At 64.3% G+C, this 12,566-nt stretch carries 10 protein-coding genes; 1 reads left to right on the forward strand and 9 read right to left on the reverse strand.

The features are described from left to right. Positions 1-5: 5 nt before the first annotated feature. The 5 genes from SE92_RS13850 to SE92_RS13870 form a co-directional block, all read right to left on the reverse strand. Positions 6-3,101 carry a MexW/MexI family multidrug efflux RND transporter permease subunit gene (locus SE92_RS13850; protein WP_063196286.1) on the reverse strand — a complete coding sequence of 1,032 codons (3,096 nt, stop codon included), beginning with the start codon at positions 3,099-3,101 and terminating at the stop codon, positions 6-8. 70 nt (positions 3,102-3,171) lie between these two features. After that, the gene (locus SE92_RS13855; RefSeq protein ID WP_063196287.1) at positions 3,172-4,365 is read right to left on the reverse strand and encodes an efflux RND transporter periplasmic adaptor subunit; all 1,194 of its coding nucleotides are present in this window, start codon (positions 4,363-4,365) and stop codon (positions 3,172-3,174) included. Position 4,366: 1 nt separating this feature from the next. After that, positions 4,367-5,053, reverse strand: coding sequence for a TetR/AcrR family transcriptional regulator (locus SE92_RS13860; protein WP_063196288.1), 687 nt, complete (start codon positions 5,051-5,053; stop codon positions 4,367-4,369). A gap of 160 nt (positions 5,054-5,213) precedes the next feature. Continuing rightward, positions 5,214-5,804, reverse strand: a complete 591-nt coding sequence (locus SE92_RS13865; RefSeq protein WP_063196289.1) for a thiamine pyrophosphate-dependent enzyme — start codon at positions 5,802-5,804, stop codon at positions 5,214-5,216. After that, complete coding sequence (locus tag SE92_RS13870; protein ID WP_063196290.1) at positions 5,801-6,355, reverse strand: phosphonopyruvate decarboxylase; 555 nt, start codon at positions 6,353-6,355, stop codon at positions 5,801-5,803. Before SE92_RS13870 ends, SE92_RS13865 begins: the two co-directional genes overlap by 4 nt. 105 nt (positions 6,356-6,460) lie before the next feature. On the opposite strand from SE92_RS13870, the gene SE92_RS13875 reads away from it, so the two are divergent. Next, positions 6,461-7,693 carry a cytochrome P450 gene (locus tag SE92_RS13875; RefSeq protein ID WP_063196291.1) on the forward strand — a complete coding sequence of 411 codons (1,233 nt, stop codon included), beginning with the start codon at positions 6,461-6,463 and terminating at the stop codon, positions 7,691-7,693. A gap of 100 nt (positions 7,694-7,793) precedes the next feature. On the opposite strand, the gene SE92_RS13880 is transcribed toward SE92_RS13875, so the two are convergent. From SE92_RS13880 to SE92_RS13895, 4 genes are read right to left on the reverse strand one after another with little or no spacing between them, the layout of a single operon-like run. Continuing rightward, positions 7,794-8,657 carry a sugar phosphate isomerase/epimerase family protein gene (locus SE92_RS13880; protein WP_063196292.1) on the reverse strand — a complete coding sequence of 288 codons (864 nt, stop codon included), beginning with the start codon at positions 8,655-8,657 and terminating at the stop codon, positions 7,794-7,796. Next, on the reverse strand, positions 8,657-9,847 hold the full coding sequence (locus SE92_RS13885; RefSeq protein ID WP_063196293.1) for a dihydrodipicolinate synthase family protein: 1,191 nt from the start codon (positions 9,845-9,847) through the stop codon (positions 8,657-8,659). The genes SE92_RS13880 and SE92_RS13885 overlap by 1 nt, the downstream gene beginning before the upstream one ends. A 10-nt stretch (positions 9,848-9,857) precedes the next feature. Further along, the gene (locus tag SE92_RS13890) at positions 9,858-11,009 is read right to left on the reverse strand and encodes a Gfo/Idh/MocA family protein (protein WP_063196294.1); all 1,152 of its coding nucleotides are present in this window, start codon (positions 11,007-11,009) and stop codon (positions 9,858-9,860) included. After that, on the reverse strand, positions 11,006-12,403 hold the full coding sequence (locus SE92_RS13895; protein ID WP_063196295.1) for an enolase-like domain-containing protein: 1,398 nt from the start codon (positions 12,401-12,403) through the stop codon (positions 11,006-11,008). The genes SE92_RS13890 and SE92_RS13895 overlap by 4 nt, the downstream gene beginning before the upstream one ends. Between the last annotated feature and the right edge of the window lie 163 nt (positions 12,404-12,566).

Genomic DNA, 12,566 nt, shown 5'->3' on the forward strand with positions numbered 1-12,566 from the left:
CGGTTTCAGGTCGGCCGCAGGGCCTTGGCGCCGAGGTCGAGCTCGTTGACCTGCTTGTTCCGCTCGGAATCGGCCGCCGCGCGGTGGTCGGTCGCCAGCACCACATACACGGCCGGCAGCACGAACAGTGTGAACAGCGTGCCGATCGACATGCCGGCAACGACGACCAGACCGATCGAGAAGCGGCTGGCCGCACCTGCGCCGGTCGCGGTCAGAAGCGGGATCAGGCCGGTCACCATCGCGGCCGTCGTCATCAGGATCGGCCGCAGGCGGATACGGGCCGACATCTCGATGGCCGAGCGGCGGTCGAGCCGCTCGTTGACCTGGAGCTCGTTGGCGAACTCCACCATCAGGATGCCGTGCTTGGTGATCAGGCCGACCAGGGTCAGCAGACCGACCTGGGTGTAGATGTTCATGGTCGCCGCGCCGAAGAACAGCGGGATCAGCGCGCCGACGATCGCCATCGGCACCGAGATCATGATCACCAGCGGATCGCGCAGGCTCTCGAACTGTGCCGCCAGCACCAGGAAGATGATGATCAGCGCGAAGCCGAAGGTGATCGCGAGCTGGTTGCCTTCCTGCACGTACTGACGGGAGTCGGCCAGATAGTCGTGGCTGAAGCCGGCAGGCAGCTTCTTGGCCTCGCCTTCCAGGAAGTCGACCGCCGCGCCGACAGTCACGCCGGGCATCGGCACGGCCGAGAAGGTCGCCGAATTGAGCTGGTTGTAGTGCGTCAGCGAGTTCGGATCGGTCCTGGTCTTGATCGAGACCACAGTCGACAGCGGCAGCTGCTGGCCGGTGTTGGTCGTCACATAGTAGCCGCCGAGCGATTCCGGCGAGAGCCGCTGACTACGCGGCACCTGCGGGATGACCTGATAGGACCTGCCTTCAAGATTGAAGCGGTTGATGTAGTTGCCGCCGAGCAGCACCGCGAGCGTGGAGCCGAGGTTCTGCATGTTGACGCCGAGATCCTGCGCCTTGCTACGGTCGATCGTGACCTGAACGCTCGGCTGGTTGTAGGCGAGGTCGCTGTCGGAAACGATGAACATGCCGCTCTTGCGCGCAGCATCCTTCAGCTTCTCCATCTGCTCATAGACGGTCTGGTAGCCCGCGGTCGAGTTGATGACCATCTGCACCGGCAGACCGCCCGGACCACCCGGCAGCGGCGGCAGGTTGAATGCGAAGGCCTGCACGCCCTCGATCTTGGAAAGCTCGGCCTGCACCAGCGGCTTCAAGGCGATCGACGAGCGCTTGCGCTCCTCCCACGGCTTGAGCAGCATGCCGGCGATACCGCCCTGCGGGCCGTTGATGCCGTTCAGCACGAAGCGAAGGTCGGTCTCGGGGAACTTCTGGAATTCCTTGTCGAGCTTATCGCCGTAGAAATCGACATAGTCGATGTTGGCGTATTTCGGCGCTTTGGTCACCGCGAACACGATGCCCTGGTCTTCCTCAGGCGCCAGCTCCTTCGAGGTGTGCATATAGAGGAAACCGACCAGACCGAGGATCGTCACCGCGAACAGGCCGGTGATCGCCTTATAGTCGAGCGAGCGGTCGAGCCTGCGGCCATACCAGCGCGTCAGCGCGCCGAACACCTTGTTGACGGCCTTGGCGAAGCGGCCCTCTTCGGTGTTCTTCAGCAGCACCGAGCACATCATCGGCGACAGCGTCAGGGCGATCACGCCCGACACGATCACCGAACCGGCGAGCGTGAAGGCGAATTCGCGGAACAACGAACCGGTGAGACCGCCGAGGAAACCGATCGGCGCGTACACGGCCGCCAGCGTGATGGTCATCGAGATGATGGGGCCGACGATTTCACGCGCGCCTTCCAGCGACGCCTGGACCGGCGTTTTCCCCTCCTCCAGATGCCGGTGGATGTTCTCCACCACCACGATGGCGTCGTCGACCACGAGGCCGATCGCGAGCACCATCGCGAGCAGGGTCAAGAGGTTGAAGCTGAAGCCCAGCGACAGCATCAAGGTGCAGACGCCGATCATCGACAGCGGAATCGTGACGACGGGAATGATGACCGAGCGCAGCGAAGCCAGGAACAGGAAAATCACCACGATCACGATGATCACGGCTTCGCCCAGCGTCTTCTCCACCTCGTCGATCGAGGATTGGATGAACTTGGTCGAATCGTAGGCGACCTTCATCTTCATCGACGGCGGCAGATTGCGCTCGAGCTCCGGGAACAGCGCACGCACGCCCTTGACCAGCGTGAGCGGGTTGCCCTGCGGCGTCGCGTTCACGCCGATGAAGATCGCATGCTCGCCGTTGAAGGCGACGCTGGCGTCCGTGCTCTGTGCGGCAAGCTCGACCGTCGCGATGTCCTCCATCCGGACGAAGCCACCGTCCTTGGCCTTGACGATCATCTTCCTGAACTGGTTGACGTCGGTGAGGCTGGTATTGGTCGAGATGTTGGAGACGATCAGATAGCCCTTGGTCTGCCCCGCCGCAGACTGGAAGTTGTTGGCGGCAATCGCGGCCGCGACATCTGCCGGGGACACGTTGCGGCCGGCCATCTTCATGGGATCAAGCCACAGCCGCATCGCAAAGGTCTGGCCGCCAAGGATGTCGGCCGAAGCGACGCCGTCGACCGTCGACAGCACCGGCTGCACCACGCGCGTCAGATAGTCGGAGATCGCCGAGCCCGACAGTTCCTCCGAGGAGAAGCCGAGATACATCACGGCCGTGGTCTGGCCCGTGGTCTTGGTGACGATCGGGTCGTTGGATTCCTTCGGGATCAGGTACTTGACCGAGTTCGTCTTCGCCAGCACCTCGGTGAGCGCCTGGTTCGGATCGAAGTTCAGCTTGATGTAGACCTGGATCGTCGAGGTGCCGAGCACCGAGGACGAGGTCATGTAGTCGACGCCCTCGGCGGAGGCGACCGCCTGCTCGATCGGCGTGGTGATGAAGCCCTGGATCAGGTCCGCGGACGCGCCGGGATAGACGGTCGTGATGTTGATGACCGTGTTCGACAGCTTCGGATATTGCCGGATCGGCAGCACCATTGCGGCGCGCAGACCGATCAGGAGGATCAGCAGGCTGACGACGACCGATAGGACCGGGCGTTTGATGAAAATATCGGTAAAGCGCATCGCGGCGATCTCGAATTCTTTGCCTATAGAAAAGTGATCCGGCCGGGCCGGATCACTTGGATGTATCGGATCAGTAGCGCGGCGGCTGCGCCGGGATCTGCGGCGCCGGGTCGGTCGAGATCGACACGGCCGCGCCCGATTGCAGCTTGAGCTGGCCGACGGCGACGACCTTGTCACCCGGCTTCACGCCCTTGACGATCTCGACGCGGCCTTCGATGCGGCTGCCGGTCTGCACGAAGGTACGCACCGCGGAGAGGCTGGTCTTGCCGTCCTCTTCCTTCTTCTCGGTGATCACGAACACGGAGTCGCCGTAGAGCGTGTAGTCGACCGCCGTTTCCGGAACGGTGACCACCGCCGGCTTCTCCGGCAGCACCACGGTCGTGGTCGCGAACATGCCGGGCTTCAGGATCTTCTCGGGATTGGCGATCGTGGCTTGCACGCGGATGTTGCGGGTATCGGCCGCGATCTGCGGTTCGATCGTGGTGATCTTGCCCTCGAAGGTGCGGCCCGGGTAGGCGTCGACCTTCAGCCGAACGGTCTGGCCGACCTTGAGGTTGCCGGAATCCTTTTCGGTCACGGTGAAGTTGGCCCACAGCTCGGACAGGTCGGTCAGCGACACGATCGCCGTACCCGCCGTCAGATATTGGCCGACCTCGACCTTGCGGACGCCGAGATCGCCGGCGAACGGTGCGCGCACCAGTTTCTGCGAGATCAGCGCCTCGGTCTTGGCGATGCCGGCCTGCGCCTGGTCGTAGGCGGCCTGCGCGGAATCGACGGTCGCCTGCGGACCGAACTGGCGCGATGCGAGCTGCTTGGCGCGATCGAGCGACAGCTGCGCCACGGTCGCCTGGGCCTTGTAGTTGGCAAGGTCGCCCTGCTCCGGCGCGTCGAACAGCTGCACCAGCGGCGTGCCGGCTTCGACACGCGTACCCGGCTCGAACTTGATCTCGGTGACGCGGCCGTTCACGTCGGCACTGACGTCGACCTGGTGCACGGCGACGAGGCTGCCCACCGCCGTGAGCAGGTTCGGCACCACCTCCGACTTCGCCTCGGCCGCGCTGACGGCCGTCGGCGGCGGCTTGTTGTTGGCGAAGAACTGCTTGATCATCTGGCCGCGGAAATAGTTGAACCAGACGAGACCACCGACGAGCGCAGTAAGCAGCGCGCCGACGATGATGAACCAGAGCACCGGCCGGACCGGACGCTGGGGAGCCTTGTTGTCGATCGGTTCGCCCGAAATCTTGTGTTCGGTTACGATGTTCATGTCATGCACTCTCTGCAATCGCCGTCCTGCCGGCATCGGCGGCCTGATTGTGGCCCAGATGCGAAGCAATTGCGGCGTCGTTAAGTCCGATACCCCTCAGGAGAAACTCACACAGCTGCCGTTCGAGGTCGCTCGCCTTGCCGTAGACGAGGCAAGGCGTGGCCGGCAGCCTGGTCAGCGCTGCGGTCATCACCGTGTGATGCGCAAACCAGAACAGGTTGAGCGGATCGCCGCTGCACGGCCGCGCGTCCCCGGCGGCAACGGCACGTTCGACCGAGGCGACGAAGATGGCTCCGACCAGCGTCTCGATCTTCGCATACAGCAAACGGGCGAATTCGCCATCATCCAAATGGCTCGTGGCCATCAGCCGCAGGCGCTGGGCCTCCTCCTGATCGGGACCATCCGCGATGTTCATGAAATGCTCGACCATGCCGCGGATCACTTCGACCAGCGTGGCCGTCGAAGGCTCCCGCTCCAGAAGCTGCGCGAGCGCCGGATCGGCCTCGCATTCGTCACTGAGGATTTCGGCGTAGAGGGCCGCCTTGGATGGGAAATGCTTGAACAGCAGCGCCTCCGAAATGGCAGCGGCGGCCGCCACGCTCTTCGTCGTGGTGCCGTTATAGCCATGTCGGGCAAAGCAGCGTTTCGCGGCACCGAGGATCAATTGACGCCTCAGGTCGCTCGTCATACGCAATGAGCTCATGCTGGGTGAGTAAGCACTCACCCACGCGGAAGTCAAGCACTATGTTGCATCGCAACCTAAGTGCGTTGTAGATTCAGCGAAAATTTGCTCCACCCGCACGGCTCGCGTGCAGGAGCAGGGCGCCCCGGCAATGGACTGGCCCGCCCTAGATGGGCTGGAAGCCGAGTTCGCCCCGGATCCGGTTGAGGATGTAAGTCCCGTCCCGGGTCGGCAGAATCCGCTCCAGGCTGGCGCTGTCGATCTTCACATTGGCAAAGCGCGGCCCGGCCGAGACGTCATGGACGGCTTTGGCGAAGGCCTCGACCTCGGCCATGGTCGTGACAGAAAGGCTGTCCTTGATGCCGCAGGCCCTGGCGACACCGACGAGGTCGGCGGCGGCCGAGGTATGGCTGGTCTGGCCGCCGGTCTCGCCATAGGCCTCGTTGTCGAGCACGGCGATCGAGAGGTTGGCCGGCTTTTGCAGGCCGATGGTGGCAAGGGCGCCCATGCCCATCAGCATTTCGCCGTCGCCGGTGATGACCAGCACCGGCAGTTTTGGCTGCGCCAGTGCGAGCCCGAGGCCAATCATCGCCGCGCCGCCCATGCCGCCCCAGAGATAGAAATTGCGGGCGTGATCCCCGGCCGCGCACATGTCGTTGGTCGAAGCACCAAGGCCGCCGATCGCGACAACGTCCTTGCGGTTCGCCAGCAGGGTGGACACCACCTGGCGGCGGTCGAGGAGATTGGCCTTGCTCATTTGGTGAAAACCTTGGCGCCGATCAGGCGCTGCGACAGAAGGACAGCGGTAGGGGTGAGCGCGTTGTAGGCCTGCGCGGCGGCGGCCTCCAGCACGGCCGGCACCTCGGCCGCGTGCGAGGCGCGCAGCACCTGGACGCCCGACAGCTCGAACACGCCCTGCGTGGTCGAGCCCATCGGCACTTGCCACGGATTGAACTCGCCCCACTCGCCGCGCATGGTCACGAGCGTGAGGAACGGAAAACGCAAGATCGGGATCAGCGACAGCATGTTGATGCAATTGCCGACGCCGCTCGATTGCATCAATAGCACGCCGCGCTGTCCGCCGGTCCAGGCGCCGGCGAGAAGGGCCACGCCCTCCTCCTCCGTCGTCAGTGGAATGCCGCGCATCGTCGGTGAGGCCAGCACGCGGTTGATCAGCTTCGAATGGCCTGCGTCAGGCACATAAGGCACCTGGCGGACGTCGAAGCGTTGCAAGGTTGCAAAGATATCATCGGGCCAAAGAACACTTGATTCTGGGGCCGTGTCGGGAGCGTCAGCGCGCGCGTGCATTTTCCTGTCCGGTCGGCTAGCAGTGTTAGAAGACTGTAGACGCATGCACGTGTCGACCAGAACAACAAAAACGGCATATCGGCTTTAACCGGCGAGTATAACGGGATGAACGCAGATGCGAAGGAGCTGGCGGCAGGCTTCGACCTCGAGAAGCTGACGCCCGAGTTCTACGACAACCCCTATCCGACCTATCGTGCACTGCGGGAGAACGAGCCGGTCAAGCGCCTGCGCAGCGGCACCGTGTTCCTGACCCGCTACGACGATCTCGTCACGACCTACAAGAACACGAAGTCGTTCAGCTCGGACAAGAAGCGCGAGTTCGCGCCGAAATACGGCGACACGCCGCTCTACGAGCACCACACCACCAGCCTCGTCTTCAACGACCCGCCGTCGCACACACGCGTGCGCCGCCTGATCATGGGCGCGCTGTCGCCGCGGGCGATTGCAGGGATGGAAGGCGATCTCATCAAGCTGGTCGACGGCCTGCTCGACGCTGTCGCGGCCAAGGGCCATTGCGAGCTGATCGAGGATTTCGCCGCGTCCATCCCGATCGAGGTGATCGGCAATCTGCTCGACGTCCCCCATGACGAGCGCGGGCCGCTGCGCGACTGGTCGCTGGCGATCCTGGGCGCGCTCGAACCCGTCGTGTCACCTGAAGCCGCTGCGCGCGGTAACAGAGCGGTGACGGACTTCCTCGCCTATCTCGAAACGCTGGTGGCGCGGCGGCGCCAAAAGCCCGGCAATCCCGAGCGCGACGTGCTAACGCGCCTGATCCAAGGAGAAGGTGGCGGCGAGGAGAACGGCGAGCGGCTGACCGAGAAGGAGCTGCTGCACAATTGCATCTTCCTGCTCAATGCCGGCCACGAGACCACGACCAATCTGATCGGCAACGGTCTCGTCGCGCTGGATTGCCACCCGGACCAGAAGCAGCGGCTGATCGACAACCCCGACATGATCAAGACCGCGGTCGAGGAAATGCTGCGCTACGAGAGCTCCAACCAGCTCGGCAACCGCATGACCACGGAGAAGATCGAGCTCGGCGGCGTCATGCTCGAGGCCGGCACGTCGGTGACGCTGTGCATTGGCGCCGCCAACCGCGATCCCGCGCAGTTCGCGGACCCCGAAAGCTTCGACATCGCGCGGACGCCGAACCGGCATCTCGCCTTCGCCACCGGCGCGCATCAATGCGCGGGCATGGCGCTGGCGCGGTTGGAAGGCGCGATCGCGATCTCGCGCTTCCTGGCGCGCTTCCCGACCTATGCCCTGAGCGGAAAGCCGGTGCGGGGCGGACGGGTGCGGTTTCGGGGTTTTTTGAGCGTGCCATGCACGCTTCGCTGAGGGCCTCAACACAAAAATTGCGAAAACAACCCCATGCACAGTAGCCAACCCGTTGAAGAGTCTCTGCAATCGCTAGGTGGCCGTATCGGTGCTTTAGTACCTACACCACGCTCTTGTGTCGCGCGATGCAGGTGCTGAGCACCTCGTCCATCGGCTTGCCCCACCAGTCGTTGGAGAAGATCTCGATCTCGGAATAGCCGGCAAAGCCCTGTGTTTCGACGGCAGCACGCACCGATTTGATGTCGATCACGCCGTCACCCATCATGCCGCGGTCGTTGAGGATGTCCCTGGTCGGCACCATCCAGTCGCAGACATGGAAGGCGAGCAGACGATCCTTGCCGGCGCGCGCGATCTGGCTCATCAGCTCGGGGTCCCACCAGATGTGATAGACGTCGAGGGCGACGCCGAGCATGCCACTGCGTCCGGGGTCTAGCCGGTCGCAGATGTCGAGCGCCTGCTTTGTCGTGTTCACGCAGGCACGGTCGGCCGCGTAGGCCGGATGCAGCGGCTCGATGGCCAGCGCCAGATTTGCCTGTTTGGCATAGTCGAGCATGTCGGCCAGCGCCTCCTCGACCTGCCCGCGCGCTGCCGCGATGTCCTTCGACGCCTCGCTGCCCGGCCGCGAATATTGCGGCAGGCCGCCGACAACGAGAACGATGCAGGACGCACCCAGCGCCTTGGCTTCGTCGACGCAGCGCCTGTTGTCGTCGCGCACTTCGCTCCGGCGCGATGCATCCGAGGTGAACATGCCGCCGCGGCAATAGCCTGACAATTCGAGACCGGCATCCCGCACCGCGCGCGCGGCACGCTCCAGACCGACGGACGCAACCTGGTCGCGCCAGGGATCGATGGCGCGGATGCCGTGCCTGGCACAGGCCTCGATGATCTCAACGAGGTCACCCTGCTTGCGGACGGTCGCCGTGTTCAGCGACAGCCAGCGATGGTCGGACGAGAAATCGCGCATCAGGATTCGATACCGTGGGTAGCGAGCACGGTCTTCATCCGCTGCGTCGCGAGTTCAGGATTGGCGAGCAGGCCGGCCTTGTCGGCAAGACGGAACAGCTCGGCGAGATGCAGCGTGGAGCGCGTGCTCTCCTGTCCCCCGACCATGGTGAAGTGATCCTGGTGGCCGTTGAGATACGCCATGAACACGACGCCGGTCTTGTAGAAGCGCGTCGGCGCCTTGAAGATGTGGCGCGACAGGGGCACGGTCGGCCCCAGCACGTCGTGGAAGCCGGCCTCGTCGCCAGCAGCTAGCCGCGACAGCGCATAGGACGCCGCCGGCGCGATGGCATCGAAGATGCCGAGCAGCGCGTGTGAAAAGCCTTCGCTGTCGCCGGCGATCAGCTCCGCATAGTTGAAGTCATCGCCGGTATACATCTTGATGCGCTTGTCGAGACGCCGGCGCATATCGATCTCGCGCTGCTTGTCGAGCAGCGAGACCTTGACGCCGTCAACCTTGGCGGCGTTGCCGTTGATGATGGCGACGGCCGTGTCCATCGCCTTGTCGAGATCCCCGGTGCCCCAATAGCCCGTCAACGCGGGATCGAACATGTCGCCGAGCCAATGGATGATCACGGGCTCGCGGACCTGCGAGAGCACGCGGTCATAGACCTTGGCGTAGTCGTCGGCGTTGCGGCCAAGCTTTGCCAGCGCGCGCGACGCCATCAGGATGATGCGGCCGCCGACCTTCTCGACGGCCGAAATCTGCTGCTCATAGGCGCGGATCACATCATCGAGGCTCCTGGCGTCCTCGACCGCGAGATGATCGGTGCCGGCGCCCGAGAACACCAGCGCGTTGCGCCGCTTGGCGGCGCCGACCGAGCGCGTGATCAGCTCGAGCGAGGTCGGCCAATCCAGCCCCATGCCGCGCTGCGCGGTGTCCATCGCTTCGGCAACGCCGAGGCCGAGGTCCCAGACGTGCTCGCGAAAGGCGATGGTCTTGTCCCAGTCGACGGCAACCGACAGCCAGGGATCATTGTCCGCGAAGGGATCGGCCACGGTATGCACCGCGGAGAACGCGATACGGTTCAGCGGCCCCTCGAGCTTTGCGGGAAACGTGCGCGAGGCAGCTAACCGGTAGGTCTCGATCGAGCGATCGGCCTTCGGCAGCTTCAGGGACAACGACGACATGGGTTGGACGGGCTTGTTCATGTGTCCCTCCTCAGGCCTTGATTGGCGCGACGTCAATCCAGCGCCGCTCCTTCCAGCTCTTCAGCGCGCATTCGGCGAGCTGCACGCCCTTGACGCCTTCGAGCAGCGTGAACTTGTAGGGCGCATCCTCGTAGACGTGGCGGATGAACATCTCCCACTGCTCCTTGAAGCCGTTGTCGTAAGCGACATTGTCGGGCAGCTTCTGCCAGTCGCCGTAGAAATCATGCAGCCGCTTCTCGTCGGGATTCCACACCGGCCTCGGGGTCGCCTGCCGCGCCTGGATCATGCAGTCGGAGAGGCCCGCGACCGCCGAGCCGAGCGTGCCGTCGACCTGGAAAGTGACGAGGTCGTCGCGATAGACGCGCGTGACCCAGGACATGTTGATGTGGGCGATGACGCCGCCCTCGAGCTGGAAGGTGGCGTAGGCGGAATCGTCCGCGGTGGCTTTGTACTTCTTGCCCTGCTCGTCGAAACGCTCGGGGATATCGGTGTTGCCGATGCAGACCACGCTCTGCACGTTGCCGAAGAGGTTGTCGAGCACGTAGCGCCAGTGGCACACCATGTCCAGAATGATGCCGCCGCCGTCCTCGTCGCGGTAGTTCCAGGACGGCCGCTGCGCCTCCTGCCAGCCGCCTTCGAACACCCAATAGCCGAACTCGCCGCGCACCGAGAGGATGCGGCCGAAGAAGCCGGAATCGCGCAGGAACGCGATCTTCTTCAGGCCTGGCAGGAACAGCTTGTCCTGCACCGTGCCGTGCTTGACGCCCTTTGCATTGGCGAGCTTGACGACTTCGAGTGCCTCCTCGAAATTCGTCGCGATCGGCTTCTCGCAATAGACGTGCTTGCCGGCATTGATGGCCTGGGTCAGCAGACCAGGGCGCGCCTGCGTGGTCGCAGCGTCGAAGAACATGGTGTCGTTCTTGTCGGCGAGCGCCGCATCGAGGTCGGTGGTCCAGCGCGTGATGTTGTAACGCTTGGCGAGCGCCTCGACCTTCTCGGCGCTGCGGCCAACCAGGATCGGATCGGGCATGACGCGGTCGCCGTTCTTCAGGCGCACCCCGCCCTGCTCGCGGATCGCGACGATCGAGCGGATCAGATGCTGATTGAGCCCCATGCGGCCGGTGACGCCGTTCATGATGAGGCCGAGGCGTTGGGTGGTCATGCCAAATGCTCCCTAGGTGATTTTGGCTGTTCGAGCGGGCTGAGCGCCGACCAGTCCGGATGGACCGACGTCGCAAAGCCCGCAGCATGGAGCGATCCCGTCAGGAGATCGCCGTCGTGAACGGAGAGGCGGATGCCCTGCCCGGCATCGGCATAGAGATCGGGATGCGCGGTGGCAAAGGCCTGCGCTTCGGCGAGAGGCGTTTCACCGAAGCCATCGACATAATGATGGCCGTTGCGCTCGGCGTGGGTGGCGCCGATAAACGCGCCGAGCGCGAGGTCCTGCTGCACGGCAAGGCCGGCCTGGCAGGTGAGATCCTCGCCGGAGACGAAGAACTGCTCGCCTTCCCCGCTCCATTTCGCTGCGCGCGTTGCATTGACGATGGATTTGTAGAGGCCCTTGCAGGACTTCGAGGAGATGCCGCGATAGCCGAGCGCCCGCGCCACCGGGAAGGCATCGTAGGAATCGTCCGCTTCGTCGACGATGAAACCGCAGGCGGCTAGAGCGCCGAGCGGGGACTGCCGCGTGATATCGCGCGGCATCGGCTGTTCGACATAGAGAAGGCGCGCAGCGATCGGGCGCAGCGCGGTGTCACGGTCGAGCCGCTCCATCAGCGCCTGCAACGCGGCGAGGTCGGCGTACTGCTCATTGGCGTCGAGCGTCACCTTGTACTGATGTCCCAGCGTATCGAACTCCTCGCCAATGCGCGTGAGCCGCGCCGCGTCTGCGGCGGGATCGCCCGACAGTTTGAGCTTGAAGTAACGCGCCCCGGCATTCTCGCTCGGATCGGCAACGCCGCCCGCGCCTTCAACGACGTCGTCGAGGCCGACCGTATGCCGGATGGCGACACGCGCCTGCGGCACCCGACCGGAGAGGAACATCCCGATGTCGCTCTCGCTCAAGTCAGTAGAAAGCCGCGCATCGATGCCGGCGACGTTGGCCGCCATCCCGTTGAAGAAACTGGCCCCGACGCCGCGCAGCAGCGCATCGAGAATTGCCTTGTCGATTTCCGCCGGACCATAAGCGGCGGCAAGCGGCGGAATGTTCTCTTTCGCGCAAGCCACGACCTGGGCAGCAATGCACGAGGCGTGCAGACCGAACGCCGTCTGATATCCGGTGCTCGCCAGATAGAGCTCACGCGCAATCTCGAGCGACCGTCGCAAGCCATCCACCGTCTGCGCGGGCGACCGCTCCGGCCGCTTGTCGAACCATTTGGGCACCAGCAGCTCGGCGCCGGCGCCGACCGCGACACCTCTACCCTCGACCTCGATCTCGACCCGCACGAACAACTGCGGCGTCGCGTTGATGGTGATTGCGCCAAAGCGGAACGGCCGCGCGAACTGCACGGGGCGTTCGAAGAAGGCGATGTCTCGCAGCTTCAGGCGCGGTGCCATGGTCTTACAAAGATATGAGGTGAACTTGGTGCGAGCAGTATGGCCGCGGGCGACTCGCCTCTCCCGCTTGCGGGAGAGGTCGGCACGTTCCGGGCGATGCGAAGCATCGTCCCGCGCCGGGTGAGGGTTCTATCCTCTTGGGGGGTGTCCCATTGCGGAGACC

The organism is Bradyrhizobium sp. AT1 (genome assembly GCF_001590795.1).
Taxonomy (GTDB): Bacteria; Pseudomonadota; Alphaproteobacteria; order Rhizobiales; family Xanthobacteraceae; genus Bradyrhizobium.

Bases quoted from the DNA above. Each gene is read 5' to 3' on its own strand.
- SE92_RS13870 (WP_063196290.1), bottom strand. From the start codon at position 6,355: ATGCACGCGCGCGCTGACGCTCCCGACACGGCCCCAGAATCAAGTGTT.
- SE92_RS13860 (WP_063196288.1), bottom strand. From the start codon at position 5,053: ATGACGAGCGACCTGAGGCGTCAATTGATCCTCGGTGCCGCGAAACGC.
- SE92_RS13865 (WP_063196289.1), bottom strand. From the start codon at position 5,804: ATGAGCAAGGCCAATCTCCTCGACCGCCGCCAGGTGGTGTCCACCCTG.
- SE92_RS13885 (WP_063196293.1), bottom strand. From the start codon at position 9,847: ATGAACAAGCCCGTCCAACCCATGTCGTCGTTGTCCCTGAAGCTGCCG.
- SE92_RS13890 (WP_063196294.1), bottom strand. From the start codon at position 11,009: ATGACCACCCAACGCCTCGGCCTCATCATGAACGGCGTCACCGGCCGC.
- SE92_RS13855 (WP_063196287.1), bottom strand. From the start codon at position 4,365: ATGAACATCGTAACCGAACACAAGATTTCGGGCGAACCGATCGACAAC.
- SE92_RS13895 (WP_063196295.1), bottom strand. From the start codon at position 12,403: ATGGCACCGCGCCTGAAGCTGCGAGACATCGCCTTCTTCGAACGCCCC.
- SE92_RS13875 (WP_063196291.1), top strand. From the start codon at position 6,461: ATGAACGCAGATGCGAAGGAGCTGGCGGCAGGCTTCGACCTCGAGAAG.
- SE92_RS13880 (WP_063196292.1), bottom strand. From the start codon at position 8,657: ATGCGCGATTTCTCGTCCGACCATCGCTGGCTGTCGCTGAACACGGCG.
- SE92_RS13850 (WP_063196286.1), bottom strand. From the start codon at position 3,101: ATGCGCTTTACCGATATTTTCATCAAACGCCCGGTCCTATCGGTCGTC.